Source organism: Psychrobacter okhotskensis (genome assembly GCF_965638355.1).
Taxonomy (GTDB): domain Bacteria; phylum Pseudomonadota; class Gammaproteobacteria; order Pseudomonadales; family Moraxellaceae; genus Psychrobacter; species Psychrobacter okhotskensis.
This window is the reverse complement of sequence record NZ_OZ281822.1, coordinates 3,257,115-3,275,737: the sequence shown is the minus strand read 5'-3', so window position 1 is coordinate 3,275,737 and position 18,623 is coordinate 3,257,115. Positions and strand designations below refer to the sequence as shown.

Genomic DNA, 18,623 nt, shown 5'->3' with positions numbered 1-18,623 from the left:
TGAATTAAATAGGTCAAATCGCTAAATAGGCTTTTAAGCTTAGCGGTCTAGATTGACATACCGCCGAAAGACATAAAGCCAAGTGACATCAGACCAACCGTGATAAAGGTAATACCGAGACCACGCAGCGGCGCTGGAATGTCTGAGTATTTTAACTTTTCACGGATACCAGCCAATGCAGTGATCGCCAATGCCCAACCGAAGCCTGCGCCGACGCCGTATACCATCGATTCGCCAAAGTTGTAGTCACGCTCAACCATGAACAGCACGCCACCTAAGATGGCACAGTTGACAGTAATGAGCGGTAAGAATACCCCTAGCGCGTTATAGAGACTTGGGACAAACTTATCCAAGAACATCTCTAGAATCTGTACGGTCGCAGCTATCAGACCAATATAACTGAGCAAGCCCAAAAAGCTTAAGTCGATATCTGGGAAGCCTGCCCATGCCAGCGCACCATTTTTTAGAATGAACTGAAATAGTAAGTTGTTTAGCGGCACGGTAATCGCCATCACGACGACTACGGCAACCCCAAGACCAATCGCAGTGGACACTTTCTTCGATACTGCCAAAAAAGTACACATACCTAAGAAGTAGGCCAGCGCCATATTCTCAATAAAGACTGAGGTTATAAATAAACTAACATAATGTCCCATTAGTGACCGCCTCCATGTGCCATGCCTTTAGACTGCGGCTTCATTACAAATTCAGCATCTTCAACCTGTTCTGGTTTCCAAATACGAACGATGGCAATGAATAATCCAATGATAAAGAATGCTGACGGTGGCAACAGTAATAGACCGTTTGGAATATACCAACCGCCATCAGTAACAGGCTGTAGGATGGTAATACCAAACCACGTACCTGCACCTAATAGCTCGCGGATAGTCGCGACAAATAACAGCACCGCCGAGTAGCCAAGACCGTTACCGATACCGTCCAAAAAGCTGGGTACGGGTGGATTGCTCATGGCAAAGGCTTCGGCACGGCCCATAACGATACAGTTGGTGATAATCAAGCCAACGAAGACCGATAGACCTTTACTAACATCATAAGCGACGGCTTTTAGCACTTGATCGACCAAAATAACCAGTGAGGCAATGATGGTCATCTGTACAATAATACGAATACTTGACGGAATTTGCTTACGAATAATAGAGATAAAGAAGCTCGAAAACGCCGTTACCAGAGTCAACGCCACACACATCACCAACGCATTGGACATGCTGGTCGTCACCGCCAGTGCCGAACAGATACCTAATATCTGTAGGGCAATGGGGTTATTATCAAAGATAGGCGAGGTTAAAATACTTTTAGTGTCAGCCATGTTATGCCTCCTTGCCGTTTGCTACTGGTAGGGTCGCTGCCAGTTCGGTTGTCGGTTGAGCGCTCTTATTGTCCGGTGGTGTCGACTGGCTCGCTTGGGCATCAACACTGTCAAGCGTTTGACCGTTCTGTTCGCGTAGCAAATCTAGGTAAGGCTTATAACCTTGCTCACCGAGCCAAAACTGAATCATGTTGCTCACACCGCGACTGGTTAGCGTTGCACCGCTGATACCGTCAACCCAGTTGTCTTTTGGATTACCCGCTTTGGTCACACCCGTTGCCACGTCACCGTTTTCGTCATACGAGTGGATACCGCTCCACATCGCGCGCCATTTTGGCTCTTCGATGCGAGCGCCAAGGCCTGGGGTTTCTTTATGCTCATAGAAACTGATACCTTTAATGGTATTCATGTCGCTCTCAAGCGTTAAGAAACCATAAATCGTACCCCATAGGCCATAGCCTTGAATCGGTAGTACCACCATCTCAGGCTTACCTGCGTCATCTTCTTTGACGTAGACTTTGGCGTATTTAGGCTTGCGACCAATACTGGCTGGATCGTTATCCCCTAAGTCATCGCTCAGTGCTTTGTTCTTGGTCGCTTGGCTAGCGTCATAATCATTACGATCAGGGATGCCCGCGGCTTTTAGCGCGTCATCCTCTACATAATTGCCTTTATTCAAGTCAATGATTTTTACTTCAAAATCTTTGAAGCGCTCAGTAACGTCGTCAGCGGTATCAGATTCAGCATCGTACATACCGGCGGCGACTAAGATGTTTTTGTTGCGGTCTAAGCGTGCGTTTTCGACTTGTGCTGGCTTTAGACCAACAGCAGCTGCTGAGACCAATACGGAACACACCAAGCATAGCGTCAATGCCACACTGATGGTTTTCGCATTATTACTTTTGGGCTTGGACATAGCGAACCCTCCGTGCTGTTTGGCGTTTGATGTTTGCTTGGGTCACAAAGTAATCAAACAATGGAGCAAATAAGTTGGCAAATAGAATGGCCAGCATGATGCCTTCTGGGAAGGCTGGGTTGACGACGCGAATCAATACGGTCATAAAGCCAATCAAGATACCATAAGCCCAGCGGCCTTTATTGGTATGCGCAGCAGAGACTGGATCGGTCGCCATAAAGACAGCACCGAATGCAAAACCACCAATTACTAAATGCCAGTAAAACGGTAGGCTCATCATCAAGTTGTCTTTAGAGCCAATCATATTAAAGACAAGGGAGGTGGCAATCAGACCAACCACACAACCTGCCATGATGCGCCATGAGGCAATACGCGTCCATAACAGAACTGCTGCACCCATTAAGATTGCTAAGGTCGATACTTCACCGATACTGCCTTGCATGTTGCCTAAGAACGCATCACCCCACGTAATGGCATTACCGTAGACATCGACGAAATCCTGAGGTACTACGCCAAGTGCCGCTAGGCCAAGTGGTGTCGCTCCTGAAAAGCCGTCAACTGCTGTCCATACTGAGTCGCCTGACATATAAGCAGGATACGCAAAGTATAGGAACGCACGACCCGATAGGGCAGGGTTAAGGAAGTTCTTACCGGTACCGCCGAAGACTTCTTTGGCCACGACCACACCAAAGATGATACCTAAGGCTACTTGCCATAATGGAATATCTGGTGGTAGACATAGTGCGAATAATACAGAGGTCACAAAAAAACCTTCGTTGACTTCGTGTCCGCGCACCACGGCAAAGATAATTTCACAGAAAATACCGACGGCAAAGGTAACGATATAGATCGGTAAGAACTGCATCGCCCCGTAGACAAAACTCGCCCAAATACTGTCTGGGTTATAGCCTGCCATACTGGTGATGATGGTACGCCAGCCTTCAGGCTGCAAGCCAAGTTGAGTAATAGCTGTCAATGCTTGATGACCGATATTGTACATACCCCAAAACATCGCTGGGAAGGTACATAGCCAGACGGTAATCATAATGCGTTTTAGATCAATCCCGTCACGCACATGTGATGAGGCGTATGTCGTTGAGTCTGGTTGACGCAAAAACGTATCAAACATCTCAAAGATGGCATAGTATTTTTCGTGTTTGCCACCTTTGGTGAAAGACGGCTCCATACGATCGAACATATTGTGTAAAAATTTCATCGTGGTTAGCCCTCCAGTTCAATGCGCGTTAAGTTATCACGCAAAATATCACCGAATTCATATTTGCCAGGAGATACGAAGGTGCATAATGCTAAATCTTCTTCGTCCAATTCAAGTGCGCCCAAGTCTACTGCCGTGATGATGTCTTCGACAATCAACGCGCGTAATAGCTGCGTTGGCAGATAGTCTTGTGGCATGACCTCTTCATAAACCCCGATAGGTACCATCGCGCGCGGTGAGCCGTTACTGGTGGTGGTAAAGTTGTATTTTTTGCGACCGAAGAACTGCGAGATGTAGATAGGCAGTTTTGAGAAACGGTTTGCACCTGGTGTAAAGAAATGGAACGCTGGGCGTTCATGACCTTCAGTTAACACGCTGATTTGATCATGGAAGCGACCAACATAGGCAATATTCGAAAATGACTGGCGACCCGATAGCACTGAACCTGAAATAATACGGTTCTCGCCATCGATCAGTTGACCTTTAGTCAAGGCAGTAATATCTGCACCGCGTTCGGTAGCGATTAGGTGTGGGTTTTTGACCGCAGGGCCTGCTAGGCTTAGCAGGCGACGCGTATATAAGCGCCCAGTGGTAAATAGCTTTCCAATCGCAATCACGTCTTGGTAGCCGATCGTCCAGACGCTCACGCCACGCATGATTGGATGCAAGAAATGAATATGCGTGCCAGCCAGACCTGCTGGATGCTTGCCAGCAAAGCTATGATACGCAGTAACATTATTAGACGCAGTCTTCGCAACTGGCGTCAGCTGGGCATCACCATGATGGCAGACAAAGGTCTTAGGGCTGAGCGTCGATAGTACCGCAAGTCCGTCGTTGAACGCTTGCAGTTGCTCATTGATCAGCAGCATCGGGTCAAACGCTAAGGGATTGGTATCCATCGCGGTGACAAAGATGGCATGCGGACGGGCACCGATTTCAGGAGAACGGCTATAGGGACGCGTACGGAACGCGGTCCATTCACCAGAGGCAAGCAGTTGGGTTTCAACGACTTCAGAATCTAGGTCAGCAAGTTGCTGGGAGTCGTAGCGCTGAAATTCTACTTCTTCACCGTTTGGGTCGACCGCAATCACAAGACTTTCGAACACACGACGCTCACCGCGATTAACGGCGATGACCTTACCAGCAGCAGGGGCAGTGTAGATAACGCCGACACGTTTTTTGTCTTCAAAAACGGGCTGACCTTTAGCTACGATGTCGCCTTCTTTGACATTCATCGTGGGCTTCATGCCCACATAATCATAGCCAATGAGTGCCACATGGGCAGGTCTGTGCTCAGATATCTCGCGGGAGGGTTCACCAGTGATGGGCAAATCCAAACCTTTTTTGATGGTAATCATAAGCGAAAACTTAGTCCATAGTCTAAAACGATACCAGACGTCCTGTTTGGTATATCGGTAGCATGAACGTCACGTTTTTCATCAAAGCCCTTAATCAGCCACATCCTAAAATAGGGCGGAGACAAAGCACTTAAATGTAACGCTGGATCATAACTACTAGTAAGAGTATTAACGCTGACCTTAGACTCCTTAACAACACGTTAATGTCTTATTCGAATTACCAAAGTGGCGACTGGCTACCAAGGTGCATGGCAAAATCATCCAATCAAAGTCTATTGTCAAAGCTGGTTGCTAAAAGCAATTGCTATAAAAAAGACAGTTTTGCCATGCGATTTATTAAAATCTTAAAATTTGTAACTCAGAGTGATTGGCTCAGGGACAAGAGTGAATCAAATAAATAACTGATGAAGGCAACAAACCATTCAAGCAAAAAATTCATTTAGAGTGTAATGGCGCAGGTTGACCTATCGCAGGTGACCTATTTTGAGTTCTAATATCATCCGTTCAACAACGTATCAGCCAATGATCTAAAAACATATATGGCTGTTGTTCGATTCATCCTGACCGCCATGCAACATCAACTCATTTATGAGTGAATAAAAATGTGTAGCGCATGGTTGCTATCACTTAGAAACAAATACAAATTTACCTAGGATTATACGCTAAATTGACCTAAAATTGCCAGTCAGTAATTGAATTTACCTAATGTTGCCAGTGTCTCAGAGTGCTCAAACTTATGGTTATGATTGGCAGATTTTTTCATTTGCTCACACTATTCATTTGTTCATAATATAAGGACAGAGGTTTTCAAATGAGATTTTCAAATACCGTTAGGATTCAATTTTAGACGACTCTCTGTTAGCTCACTGAGTGGGGCTTTTTATCACTGTTTAACTTTTTATTGTTTAACTTTGCTGTTTATTTTTAATATTACGTTTTATAAGGAATGCTATATGTGTGCTGTCCCTGTCATTATCCCGGCTATTGATCTAAAAGATGGTAAATGTGTGCGCTTAAAACAAGGCCGTATGGAAGATGATACGGTGTTCTCGGACGATCCCGTTGCCGTAGCAGCGCGCTGGGTAAACGAGGGTGCGCGCCGATTGCATTTGGTCGATTTGAATGGTGCCTTTGATGGGGTGCCAGTACACAAGCAAGTCGTCAACGACATCGCCAAAGCTTTTCCGCAGTTGCCTATTCAGTTGGGCGGCGGTGTGCGTAATATGAACACCATCGAGCAGTATATCACTGCCGGACTAACCTATATTATTATTGGCACTAAGGCCGTTGAAGATCCTAATTTTGTGGCTGAAGCCTGCCGCGAATTTGCCGGACATATTATCGTTGGTATCGATGCCAAAGACGGCATGGTGGCGACTCATGGCTGGGCGAATGTGACGGATACCAAAGCCACTGAGCTTGCCAAACGCTTTGCTGATGTGGGCGTATCGTCAATCGTTTATACTGATATTGCCCGCGATGGCATGATGCAAGGCGTTAACGCCCCGCAAACGGTTAATTTAGCACGTGAAGGTGGCCTGCCAGTGATTGCTTCGGGCGGCGTGACCAATATGCAAGATATCGAATTGCTTAAGCCTTATGGTGATTGTATTGAAGGCATTATTACTGGCCGCGCTATCTATGAAGGCACATTGGACTTAGCGGAAGCGCAACGTTATTTAGACAGCTAATGGATTTAAACGGTCAATAATGGGCTATCTTAATTACTGTTTTTAGCCCATTTAGTTGTTCACGTTCAGATTGAGGACACTCGCTAGTTTGAAATCACAATATTACCCAAAAAAATACTGAGCAAAGGATGCTTATGGCCGCCTATTTTGACCGCCCGATGACACGCAAGTTTTTAACAGTGTGGGGCCAGCTGCTATTGCTACTAAGCCTCGTTTTTACTTTGCCCGCTTATGCTGTTGGTGAAGACATAGCTGGTGTCACGACGGCCTTGGGTATAGAGAGTACGCCAGAAGAAGTGTCTAATGAAGATGCTGCAACTTCTACAGAAGGCGAGACCTCTGTAGAAGCTGAACCGCAAAACCTCCCCCCTGCTGCCGACCCACCGGTGATTAGTGGTGAGAGCACCAACAATGCTCAAATCGAAACCACCCCCACACCGTTAAAAGACAATGACATTCGTCAACGTATCAACGGTATTTTTTCTGAAATAGAAGGGCTGCAAGCGGTCAGTGTCAGTGTTACTCAAGGCGTTGTGACTTTAGCAGGAGAAACTCCCAACGAAAAAAAGGCGCAACAAGCCATTAATTTGACCAATCGTTTGACGGATGTGGTCACCGTTGAGGACAATATCAATCGAACGCTGGATGTTCAAGATAACGTCACGACGGTTTATCAAGGGCTCAAAGCGCAAGTTAAAAACCTAGTCAAAGCGGTGCCTTTACTCTTGGTCGGCATTGTTATCTTTGGATTGGTTACATGGTTTGGTAGCTGGTTGTCCAATCGAAAAAATATGTGGCAACGGCTCACGCCCAATCCTTTCGTCGCTGAACTGCTGGCACAAACTGTCAAAGTAATCTTTATTATTTTTGGTTTGATCTTGGCATTGAGCTTGATAGGGGCAGAAACGATCCTAAGGACGCTACTTGGCGGTGCGGGTGTTATCGGTATCGCGGTTGGTTTTGCGGTCAAGGATACTATTGAGAACTATATTGCCTCGTTGATGCTGAGTATTCGTCAGCCGTTTCGCGCTCGTGATCAGATTGTCATTAACGGGCAAGAGGGTATTGTGGTGCGTTTGACATCACGTGCGACGATTCTGATGACGTTGGATGGCAATCAGCTACGTATACCAAATGCAGAAGTCTTTAAAGGTACGATTCTAAATTACACCAAAAACCCTGAACGACGTTTTACCTTTGAGCTGGGCGTGGATGCCAATGATGATCCGCTTGCTGCCATCAAAGTAGGTATCGATGCGATATGTCAGTTAGATTTTGTTTTAGATGAACCCAAAGCGATTGCGGTCATTAATAATGTTGGCGATTCCAATATCATTCTTGAGTTTCAGGTTTGGGTGGATCAATCAGAAACGGATTTTGCCAAAGCACGCAGTATCGCCATACGTGAAACCAAACACGCCCTAGAGGATGAAGGCTTTAGTCTTCCTGAGCCTATCTATCGTTTACGCTTCAATAATGAGTTAGAAAAAGCCTTGGAGCATCTACAAGGTAATAATCGCGCTGGCCAAGCTCATGGGGCTAATGCTGATATGACGGTTACGCCGACCACACCGGAATCTATAGCTATCAATAAAGCTGATGATAGCAGTGCTGATGACAAAGACAAAAAACAAGCCAAAGCCCGTGCTAAATACATCTTACAGGGACGTAACGCTGAAGAGGTGCTAAATGCTCGTCCTGATCAGAAGTTAATGGAAAAGGTCGAACAAGAAATTGCCGAAAATTCAGATGAAACCGATTTATTGAGTAATAATAGTCCGCAAGAGTAAATATTTAAAAATCTCACAACTAGGCATAAAAAATGCATGAAAACGTATAAGACAATGATTATTAAAATATATGAGACATTTTTATGCAAATGAAGCATCTGATTATATTCGCCCTAGCTGGTATTGTTATCTTAATTGGTTTCAACATGTTCAATAGTAATCGCCACGAGAGTCGGATAGCGGCGACGACTAGTAGCATCGCCACGTCAATACCGCCGGATACTGCTATCAGCTCTGAAGGCAATACCGTGAGCACCAACACCGATATTGCAAGCCAGCCTCTTGGTAAGCAGCCTAAAGCCATTCTCGATAAAGCCACTGCTAAAATAGAGCAAGCCGAACAGGTCAATCAAGATCGTGTAGAGCAGATGAGTGACGCGCAGTAGTTGACCATCCAGCAACAAATTAACGCGCATAAAAAAAGGCTAAAGATAAACTTTAGCCTTTTTTATTACGATTGGTTTTTACTCAACGTTAGCTTTTTTTGCTAGTGCCTTTATTGTTTCGGCTACTGTTTTTTCTAGCAGGGCTTTTCTTTGGTTGATCTTTTTTCGTTTGATTCATCTCGCTAGATTGCAGCTTCGCTTTAAGATCAAAGTCTATTTGTAGCAGATCCATATTGACGCCGGCCACTTTTACTTTGACCAAATCACCCAAGCCAAATAGCGTACCTTTATCTTTACCAATGAGTTGCTGTTGCTGCTCATCATAGACAAAGAAATCATCACCAACATTGGAGATATGTACTAAGCCATCGATATATAAGTCAGTTAAGGTGACGAATAGACCGAAGCTAGTAACCGTCGTTACCACACCGTCGAACTCTTCACCGACGTGATCTTTCATATAATGACATTTGAGCCAAGATTCTACGTAGCGTGATGCTTTCTCAGCGCGGCGCTCAGTATCTGACGTCTGCGTGCCAGCACCCTCTAAAGAGAAGTCCATCACTGGTTGCTTAGTGTTAGTGACTTTTGCTTTAATCGCGCGATGCAGCATGAGGTCAGGATAACGGCGAATCGGCGAGGTAAAGTGGCTATACTCGTCATAAGCTAAGCCAAAGTGACCAATATTGTCAGGCGAATAATTCGCTTGCATCATTGAGCGCAGTAGCATGCTGTGGATACTGATCGCATCGGGACGGTCTTTGGTGGCTTCGATAATCCGCTGATAATCTGCTTGCGTTGGGTTTTCTTCTGGGAAGCTTAAGCCAAAGTTTTTCGCGTATTCATGGACACGCATCGACTTTTCACCATCAGGTTTGTCATGGTTACGATACAACACTGGCAGCTCATTTTTTAACGCAAAATTAGCGGCACAGGTATTGGCGAGCAGCATACACTCTTCAATAAGCTTATGCGCGTCACCACGAGTACGCGGCAAGATGGCTGCAATACCCCCTTTTTCGTTAAACTTAATATAAGTCTCAACCGTTTCAAACTCCATTGCATGACGCTCTTCACGCTTTTGCAGCAGCAGCTCATACAATTGATGTAGAGTATCGACCGATTTTTTGACCCCTTTATTACCGGTTAATGACTTAGGAATACTCGGGTCTTGTGGATCCTCAAGATAGCTATTCACTTGATTATAAGTCAAGCGTGCCTGTGAATGAATCACCCCAGGATAGAAGTCATAGCCGGTGACCTTGCCTGCGCGAGATATCTTTATATCCGCAACCATACACAGACGATCAAGATCAGGGTTCAATGAACACAGACCGTTAGACAGTACTTCAGGCAGCATCGGAATCACACGATGCGGGAAATATACCGACGTACCGCGCTCGTAAGCATCTTGGTCAAGCGGCGAATTTGGCGTGACGTAATGGCTCACATCAGCAATTGCTACCAAGACACGGTAGTTACCACCCGAGCGTTTTTCAGCAAATACGGCATCATCAAAGTCACGCGCATCTTCACCATCAATGGTGATGAGCGGTAAATCACGCAAGTCCGTACGACCTTTTAAGTCTTTCTCAGTCGGCTCTTGATAATCATTGGCTTGTTTAAGCGCCGCTTCACTAAAATCAGACGGAATGTCATAGTTGAGCAGGGTGGTCTCGATGATTAATTCACGATCGTTATCATCAGACAGCACTTCAGTGATTTTACCCGTAGCAAACTCATGCTGATTTGGCCAGTCGATAATATCTACTTTCACTGGAGCGCCTTGCTTAGCTTCGAAAGCCTGCACATTCTCTTCAGTGACTGTAATCGGCTGATGGTTGTTAGGACTGCCAAGCTCGACACAGTAGCCGTCTTCGTCACGCGCCAATGTACCGATGAAATTATTCTGGCGACGCTCAACGACATCGACGATACGCCCTTCGGTACGACCGCGGTTGTCTGTTGAGGTACCAACTGCTTCGACGGTATCGCCATTAAAGACCCAGCGCATTTGTTTTTCATGCAAGAATAGGTCGGGCATATCACTTAGCAATACAAAGCCAAAGCCTTTTGGGTGGGCTGACACAGTACCAGTAACCACATCGTGCTGGGTCACCGTACGATAGCGATAAGGACGTCCATCACGATTTACTTGTCCATCACGTGCCATCGCTTTGAGGCGATTACCTAAAGCATCAAATTGGTCAGGATCATCAATATTAAAGGCTTTTGCCAATTGTTGATGGGTGACTTCGCCATGCTCATTAATCGTGCTGAGTATCAGCTCGCGACTAGGGATGGGATTGTCATATTTTTTTGCCTCACTTGAGGCGTTTGGATCGTTCCAACTCATAAATTACCGTATCTATTTTTAAAATTATTAATAAGGACTATCTTAACACGAACGACGTTGCAATATCTTGCGTCAATTGTCTTATATGTATTCGATAGCGGGTGGCTGTCACCGTCAATCAGCGACAGCACTCGAGGTATCTCAAATATCGATATCAACCGTATTCGATTGGTTTGTAATCTTTTTACTGTTTAATTCTTTAGATACTTCTAGCACTGTTGTTTGATTAGACTTGTCGAGATACTTCTGGGCTTTATCCACTTCAGTGGTCAAAGTATTGACCGTCTGCTTCATATTCTCTAGCGCTTCAATTTTATAATTACTAATCATATCCATCGTGTCATAGACATTATTAAAGGCATTTTGCAGTTTATCTAGCTCGATAGTGCTATTGGTCGCTTGCTCGTGAATTTCACCTGATTGACGTTTGAGCATCGCTGACGTTGACTCAATCAAGCTGCTAGTGGTTTTGTTTAAAGCAGTGATTTGGTCAAGGACCAGTTTTTGATTGGTCATTGCTTGTGCCACCACGACAGCCGTGCGCAGCGCCGATACCGTGGTTGTCGTTGCGCGATCCACACCCTTAATCAGCTCTAGGTTGTTTCTACGAATGGTATCAAGCGCCAGATAGCCTTGGACGTTAACGGCTAACTGGGTTAAAAAATCCGTATTCTTTTGGCGCACATAAAACAGCATTTCCTCTTTGATAACCCGAGCTTTTTCAGGGTCGGTCGCTTCTATAGCATATACTTTTTGCTCAAGTTGCTCGTCGATTTTTTTGCCCACATAGACGTATTGACGGATAGATTGCATCAACTCCCACATATTGACTTTTTCTTGCTCAATCATCGCATTGTCTTTGAGCAGCTCGTCTTTACCATTATAAAGACTGGTGACGACAGCATTGATATGCGACTGCGCTGACTCGTATTGGCGGAAGTAATCTTGTACTTTATTGCCAAAAGGTATGAGACCAAACAGCTTACGCGAACTGGTCAGCTCTTTTTTACTCGGGTCTAAATCTTCGACGATACCGCGCAGCTCAGTCAATGACTTGGCGATAGGGGAGTTGTCAAACAAGCTGTCATTCAGGCTTTTCGCAGGCAACTCTAACATACGGTTAGATATTTGCGCGGATTCACGAATTTCTTTGGTACCCAAATTATGAATAGATTGCACATTTTGCTGAAATTCAGCGCTGCGGACAGAGTTATTAAGCACGTGATCGACGAACGCATCGACCTTGGCATCAAGTTCTGGAATTTGGCTTTCATCCAACTTGACCATCTGATCGGCTTCACTTTTTTGTATTTCTTTGACCGGTTCAGGTGGCGTCAAAGAAATACTTGGCGTAGAGGCGTTTTCGGGTGGGGTCAATTCTTGCATGAAGTTTCCTATAATATCTGAGAGGGGCTGTGTCTTTTGCCAACGACGTTAATGGTCGTGGTACACAATGTTTTTATATGTTTAATAGTTTTTATTGGCATAGATTTCTTGTATAGAGATGATTGAATATAAAACTGTCCTTTAGACTACCTTGTAATCGAAAGACTGAGAAGACGGATTTTGTAAACCAAACTCAGTCTAATATAACTATGCGCTATTTGCACCGCTATTGTTTGCATGACTAAGCTGTTTTTTACATGATTGGATAGTAAAAAACCATCAATATCCCGCAGCATATTGATGGTTAAGATTATAACTATCTATCTCAACGAACTGTCTATATTAAATAGCAGTCAAATTGATTCACAGCCACCACTAACAGTCATCTAAAGAATAGATTACTTTTTCTTAGTTGGCCCAAGCAGCATACCCATTTGACGGCCTTCCATCTTGGGATACTGTTCGACGTTTGAGATATCAGCGGTATCTTCAATGATACGATCAAGTTGTTTGCGACCGATATCTTGGTGCGCCATTTCACGTCCACGGAAGCGGATGCTAATTTTAACTTTATCTTGATCTTCCAAGAAGCTGACGATTTTACGCAGTTTGACCTGATAATCGGCTTCTTCAGTGCTAGGACGTAGCTTCATCTCTTTGAGCTGAGTCTGCTTTTGGTTCTTTTTAGCTTCTTTTGCCTTTTGCTTTTGATCATAGAGGAAATGCTTATAATCCATGATTTTGCATACTGGCGGTTTGGCTTCAGGAACCAATTCGACCAAATCTAAATTGTCTTCGCGTGCCGCTTTCATCGCGGTGTCGATATCGACCACGCCCATTTGTTCGCCGTCTTCTTTAACCAGACGGACTTCTTTGGCACTGATATCTTCGTTGATGTTCAAACGGTTGGACTGTTTAATAGGTATTACTCCTCATCTGTTTTTGGGGTCTGTCGGCCTTTTTTACCAACAGCGGTCTGTACTAATGCTATAAATTCAGAAACACTCATCACGCCAAGGTTCTCACCTTCGCGAGTACGGACATTGACACTGCCCGTCTCGATTTCTTTGTCCCCTAATACTAGCATATAGGGAATACGTTCTAATGTTTTCTCTCGTATCTTAAATCCAATCTTTTCGTTACGCAAGTCGCTAATAGCACGCAAACCTGCATTTTTGAGCTCGCTGACCACGTTTTCGCAGGCATCGGCTTGTTTATCGGTAATATTCATCACAACGACTTGTTGCGGTGCGAGCCAAACTGGCATCCAACCAGCGTAGTTCTCAATTAAGATACCGATAAAGCGCTCAAATGAACCCAAGATGGCACGGTGCAACATAATAGGTACTTCGCGCTCATTTTGCTCGTTGACGAATTCCGCATCAAGACGTTCAGGCATATTTGGGTCAACCTGAATAGTACCGCACTGCCACACGCGCCCTAAACTGTCTTTTAGACTGAACTCAATTTTCGGACCATAAAACGCGCCTTCGCCGGGTAGATAATCCCAATCTAATCCTGAGCTATCAAGGGCATCAGCAAGCGCCTTTTCGGCAAAGTCCCAAGACTCATCGCTACCAACACGTTTTTCAGGACGGGTTGAGAGCTTCATAATAATCTTGTCAAAGCCAAAGTCTTCATAAACAGCAAGCGTCAGCTTAATAAAATCCGCCACTTCTTGTTGAATTTGCGCTTGGGTACAGAATATATGCGCATCATCTTGCGTAAAACCACGAACGCGCATCAAACCATGCAGTGAACCTGACGGCTCATTACGATGACACGAGCCAAATTCTGCCATACGGAGTGGCAAATCACGGTAAGACTTTAAACCTTGATTAAATACCTGTACGTGACACGGACAGTTCATCGGTTTTACCGCATAATCACGGTTTTCGCTTGAAGTGGTAAACATATTGGTTGCATAGTTACCCCAATGTCCTGAGCGTTCCCATAAACTGCGATCCACAATTTGCGGGGTTTTAATTTCTTCATAACCATTATCGTACTGTACTTTACGCATATATTGCTCAAGCACTTGATAAATTGTCCAACCATTGGCATGCCAAAACACCATACCCGGCGCTTGCTCTTGCATATGAAACAGGTTCAAAGCCTTACCAATCTTACGATGGTCACGCTTTTCCGCTTCTTCGATACGCTGGATATAGGCTTTTAAATCTTTTTTATCTGCCCACGCCGTCCCATAAATACGTTGTAGCTGTTCGTTCTTAGCATCACCGCGCCAATATGCGCCAGACATTTTAGTCAGCTTGAATACCTTTAAGAATCGCGTGTTCGGCACGTGGGGGCCACGGCACATATCGACATATTCTTGATGATGATAGAGGCCAAAAGCCTCTTCACCTGGCATATCATTAATGAGCTTGAGCTTATAATCTTCGCCGCGTTCTTCAAAGATCTTAATGACTTCATCGCGAGGTGTCATTTTTTTGATGACGTCATAATCTTGCTTAATCAACGCCATCATACGTTTTTCAATGGCTTCCATATGTTCAGGGGTGAACGGCGTCTCACTATAGATGTCATAATAAAAGCCATCTTCGATAACAGGACCAATCACCATCTTCACATCGGGATAAAGCTGTTTGACCGCGTGCCCTAATAAGTGAGCGGCCGAGTGACGAATGATATCGACACCATCAGCATCTTTTGGCGTAACGATTTCTACTTTAGCATCACGGGTGATAGGATCAGAGGCATCCACCAATTGACCATCTACACGTCCTGCAACCGTCGCTTTTGCTAGGCCAGCTCCAATGCTTTGCGCCACTTCCATGACGGTTGTCTTGCCTTCGAAGTTCTTTACGCTACCATCGGGTAAAGTAATCGCTACCATAATCTATTCACCTTTTTGCGTCCGTTGGCAGTGATGATTGCAACAATCAATCATATAACCGTAAGACTGCGTCAATTATATCCAACCACTGTGATATGTTGTAAGAGATAGGCATTACTTAAAAGTGCAGACATATATATCATCACGATTTATAGCCATCTAATAATCTATAATCGCATAACCATAATAGAGAGCGAGCTGCCTTTTATAATAAGGTTAAGCAGAACTACTCTTAAGTAATGTTATAAAAGCGGCCATTATAGCAAAAACCGTCTATAAACACTAGATAGCAAGGGGTTAGGTAAGCTTCTATATATAGGTGCTATTGATGTAAATATCAAGAAGGATAAATATGTATAACTAAGGACATAGCGAAGCAGGTTATTAATAAGCACCATGGCAGTAATAAGACTTTCAACTACTTAATACATCTAGCTGTCTTATTATCTACAAGTTTTCGAGCTTCTTTATTAATCATACTTCTCTCTTGTTTCATCACACCCTATAAACGCGATTGTTTCTTATTTAAACAAATCATAATCAGTTACTGCTTGTCCTGCTGCCTAGGTAAGGAAAACGAATAATCTGGGTAAGATGAAAGGGTGTGCCGCGTGCAACAATTGGTAGGTTAGCAAAGTAAATAAAATAGTACTGTAAGACAGCTCAATATCACAACGTTGCTTACTGGTTAGCTATAAATAGTCTACTAAGGAATACAGTTAGGTTAATTTAGCTAAAATCAAAAACAGCCCTTGACCCTCTTTCAAATACGCGTATAATGCGTCCCAGTCGGAAGGGAAGGCGGATTAGGAGATGGGTTACCATTGAATGATCTAGCTGACCAAATAAATTACTTTTAAATAGAATAATTTATTTCTTGACACAGCATTAAAAGCGTCTATAATACGCACCTCAGCAAGCGAAGCTGGCAAATAAGTTAACAAGCTTATAACCCAGATAACCAGTTGAAACGAATTAGAACAAAGGGTTGACAGACTATTTCAATATGATATACTAGTCGGCTCGCTAAACAAGATAAGCACATTGCTTTGATTGAATAGCGTAATAATCACCTACTGGACGACAGTAGATGAACACTATTTAAAAGCATAACTAAAGAACAACTTGTGTGGATTTTTGCTGATTCAGAATGCTAAAAAATAAAGTTGACTATCTTTTCTTTTCGGAGAGATTATTAACTATAAAAATTATCATTTAAGACAGCAGAAAAACTCAAAGTTAATTCATTACGAACATAATTTTTAGCGATTTTGCCAGATTAGATGAGCCAAGTTTAGTAGCCTCTTTAAAGGGTTGCATAGCAAGATTAAACTGAAGAGTTTGATCATGGCTCAGATTGAACGCTGGCGGCAGGCTTAACACATGCAAGTCGAGCGGAAACGATGGTAGCTTGCTACCAGGCGTCGAGCGGCGGACGGGTGAGTAATACTTAGGAATCTACCTAGTAGTGGGGGATAGCACGGGGAAACTCGTATTAATACCGCATACGACCTACGGGAGAAAGGGGGCAGTTTACTGCTCTCGCTATTAGATGAGCCTAAGTCGGATTAGCTAGATGGTGGGGTAAAGGCCTACCATGGCGACGATCTGTAGCTGGTCTGAGAGGATGATCAGCCACACCGGGACTGAGACACGGCCCGGACTCCTACGGGAGGCAGCAGTGGGGAATATTGGACAATGGGGGAAACCCTGATCCAGCCATGCCGCGTGTGTGAAGAAGGCCTTTTGGTTGTAAAGCACTTTAAGCAGTGAAGAAGACTCCGTGGTTAATACCCACGGACGATGACATTAGCTGCAGAATAAGCACCGGCTAACTCTGTGCCAGCAGCCGCGGTAATACAGAGGGTGCAAGCGTTAATCGGAATTACTGGGCGTAAAGGGAGCGTAGGTGGCTCGATAAGTCAGATGTGAAATCCCCGGGCTCAACCTGGGAACTGCATCTGATACTGTTGAGCTAGAGTATGTGAGAGGAAGGTAGAATTCCAGGTGTAGCGGTGAAATGCGTAGAGATCTGGAGGAATACCGATGGCGAAGGCAGCCTTCTGGCATAATACTGACACTGAGGCTCGAAAGCGTGGGTAGCAAACAGGATTAGATACCCTGGTAGTCCACGCCGTAAACGATGTCTACTAGTCGTTGGGTCCCTTGAGGACTTAGTGACGCAGCTAACGCAATAAGTAGACCGCCTGGGGAGTACGGCCGCAAGGTTAAAACTCAAATGAATTGACGGGGGCCCGCACAAGCGGTGGAGCATGTGGTTTAATTCGATGCAACGCGAAGAACCTTACCTGGTCTTGACATATCTAGAATCCTGCAGAGATGCGGGAGTGCCTTCGGGAATTAGAATACAGGTGCTGCATGGCTGTCGTCAGCTCGTGTCGTGAGATGTTGGGTTAAGTCCCGCAACGAGCGCAACCCTTGTCCTTAGTTACCAGCGGGTTAAGCCGGGAACTCTAAGGATACTGCCAGTGACAAACTGGAGGAAGGCGGGGACGACGTCAAGTCATCATGGCCCTTACGACCAGGGCTACACACGTGCTACAATGGTAGGTACAGAGGGCAGCTACACAGCGATGTGATGCGAATCTCAAAAAGCCTATCGTAGTCCAGATTGGAGTCTGCAACTCGACTCCATGAAGTAGGAATCGCTAGTAATCGCGGATCAGAATGCCGCGGTGAATACGTTCCCGGGCCTTGTACACACCGCCCGTCACACCATGGGAGTTGATTGCACCAGAAGTGGATAGCTTAACCTTCGGGGGAGCGTTCACCACGGTGTGGTTGATGACTGGGGTGAAGTCGTAACAAGGTAGCCGTAGGGGAACCTGCGGCTGGATCACCTCCTTATAGATGGCATTCGGTCAGCAAGAATTCACAACAAGTTGTTCTTTAGTTTAGCTAGTATTTATTATTAGCGCTTTGCCTTGACAGGCAGACACAGGCCTGTAGCTCAGCTGGTTAGAGCACCGTGTTGATAACGCGGGGGTCGGCAGTTCAAGTCTGCCCAGGCCTACCATTTATTTACGGGGCCATAGCTCAGTTGGTAGAGCGCCTGCCTTGCACGCAGGAGGTCAACGGTTCGACTCCGTTTGGCTCCACCATAATAAATACGATAGTAACTATATAAACAAGCATAAACAGAAACAAATAATTCAGATATTACATCATACGATTATTTCTTTCTGTTTTATACAGAATCTGTGACTTGACGAGAGCATAGAGACTATTTAAAAACATAGATATGAGTCTGGGTTAGGAACACGTGTTCACGCGTTGTTCCTAACCTTAATAACTCACTACTTAACGACATCAGTTG

Annotated in this window: 12 protein-coding genes, 2 tRNA genes and 1 rRNA gene; 6 read left to right on the top strand and 9 right to left on the bottom strand. The window is 44.8% G+C overall.

Going from position 1 to position 18,623, the window contains the following annotated elements; translation table 11 throughout:
• Nucleotides 1–47: 47 nt before the first annotated feature.
• The 5 genes from nqrE to ACSUPM_RS13605 are packed head-to-tail and all read right to left on the bottom strand — an operon-like array spanning nt 48 to nt 4,817.
• Nucleotides 48–656, bottom strand: a complete 609-nt coding sequence (nqrE, locus tag ACSUPM_RS13625; protein ID WP_025652986.1) for an NADH:ubiquinone reductase (Na(+)-transporting) subunit E — start codon at nt 654–656, stop codon at nt 48–50.
• Entirely contained in the window at nt 656–1,327 is a 672-nt protein-coding gene (locus ACSUPM_RS13620; protein ID WP_025652985.1) for an NADH:ubiquinone reductase (Na(+)-transporting) subunit D, read from the bottom strand. The genes nqrE and ACSUPM_RS13620 overlap by 1 nt, the downstream gene beginning before the upstream one ends.
• Before the next feature lies 1 nt (nt 1,328).
• On the bottom strand, nt 1,329–2,243 hold the full coding sequence (locus ACSUPM_RS13615; protein WP_025652984.1) for a Na(+)-translocating NADH-quinone reductase subunit C: 915 nt from the start codon (nt 2,241–2,243) through the stop codon (nt 1,329–1,331).
• The gene (locus ACSUPM_RS13610) at nt 2,224–3,459 is read right to left on the bottom strand and encodes an NADH:ubiquinone reductase (Na(+)-transporting) subunit B (protein WP_025652983.1); all 1,236 of its coding nucleotides are present in this window, start codon (nt 3,457–3,459) and stop codon (nt 2,224–2,226) included. The genes ACSUPM_RS13615 and ACSUPM_RS13610 overlap by 20 nt, the downstream gene beginning before the upstream one ends.
• Nucleotides 3,460–3,464: 5 nt before the next feature.
• Nucleotides 3,465–4,817: a Na(+)-translocating NADH-quinone reductase subunit A gene (locus ACSUPM_RS13605; protein ID WP_025652982.1), complete on the bottom strand. Its 1,353-nt coding sequence runs from the start codon at nt 4,815–4,817 to the stop codon at nt 3,465–3,467.
• 953 nt (nt 4,818–5,770) lie between these two features.
• Here ACSUPM_RS13605 and hisA point away from each other — a divergent pair.
• The 3 genes from hisA to ACSUPM_RS13590 all read left to right on the top strand — a co-directional run bounded on the left by hisA (nt 5,771) and on the right by ACSUPM_RS13590 (nt 8,684).
• Nucleotides 5,771–6,508: a 1-(5-phosphoribosyl)-5-[(5-phosphoribosylamino)methylideneamino]imidazole-4-carboxamide isomerase gene (gene hisA / locus ACSUPM_RS13600; protein ID WP_025652981.1), complete on the top strand. Its 738-nt coding sequence runs from the start codon at nt 5,771–5,773 to the stop codon at nt 6,506–6,508.
• Between the two features lie 134 nt (nt 6,509–6,642).
• Nucleotides 6,643–8,298: a mechanosensitive ion channel family protein gene (locus tag ACSUPM_RS13595; protein ID WP_025652979.1), complete on the top strand. Its 1,656-nt coding sequence runs from the start codon at nt 6,643–6,645 to the stop codon at nt 8,296–8,298.
• Nucleotides 8,299–8,381: 83 nt separating this feature from the next.
• The gene (locus ACSUPM_RS13590) at nt 8,382–8,684 is read left to right on the top strand and encodes a hypothetical protein (RefSeq protein WP_025652978.1); all 303 of its coding nucleotides are present in this window, start codon (nt 8,382–8,384) and stop codon (nt 8,682–8,684) included.
• An 88-nt stretch (nt 8,685–8,772) separates the two neighbouring features.
• Here ACSUPM_RS13590 and rnr read toward each other — a convergent pair whose 3' ends face one another.
• The 4 genes from rnr to thrS all read right to left on the bottom strand — a co-directional run bounded on the left by rnr (nt 8,773) and on the right by thrS (nt 15,286).
• Nucleotides 8,773–11,040 (bottom strand): ribonuclease R, encoded by a 2,268-nt coding sequence (rnr, locus tag ACSUPM_RS13585; RefSeq protein ID WP_025652977.1) that lies wholly within the window; start codon nt 11,038–11,040, stop codon nt 8,773–8,775.
• A gap of 141 nt (nt 11,041–11,181) precedes the next feature.
• Entirely contained in the window at nt 11,182–12,426 is a 1,245-nt protein-coding gene (locus ACSUPM_RS13580) for a toxic anion resistance protein (RefSeq protein ID WP_025652976.1), read from the bottom strand.
• A 398-nt stretch (nt 12,427–12,824) separates the two neighbouring features.
• Nucleotides 12,825–13,328: a translation initiation factor IF-3 gene (infC, locus tag ACSUPM_RS13575; protein WP_021813163.1), complete on the bottom strand. Its 504-nt coding sequence runs from the start codon at nt 13,326–13,328 to the stop codon at nt 12,825–12,827.
• A gap of 23 nt (nt 13,329–13,351) precedes the next feature.
• Nucleotides 13,352–15,286 carry a threonine--tRNA ligase gene (gene thrS, locus ACSUPM_RS13570; RefSeq protein ID WP_201566691.1) on the bottom strand — a complete coding sequence of 645 codons (1,935 nt, stop codon included), beginning with the start codon at nt 15,284–15,286 and terminating at the stop codon, nt 13,352–13,354.
• Between the two features lie 1,329 nt (nt 15,287–16,615).
• Here thrS and ACSUPM_RS13565 point away from each other — a divergent pair.
• From ACSUPM_RS13565 to ACSUPM_RS13555, 3 genes are all read left to right on the top strand, one after another.
• Nucleotides 16,616–18,154, top strand: a 16S ribosomal RNA gene (locus ACSUPM_RS13565).
• 92 nt (nt 18,155–18,246) lie between these two features.
• A tRNA-Ile gene (locus tag ACSUPM_RS13560) sits at nt 18,247–18,323 on the top strand.
• A gap of 9 nt (nt 18,324–18,332) precedes the next feature.
• Nucleotides 18,333–18,408, top strand: a tRNA-Ala gene (locus tag ACSUPM_RS13555).
• Nucleotides 18,409–18,623 lie beyond the last annotated feature (215 nt).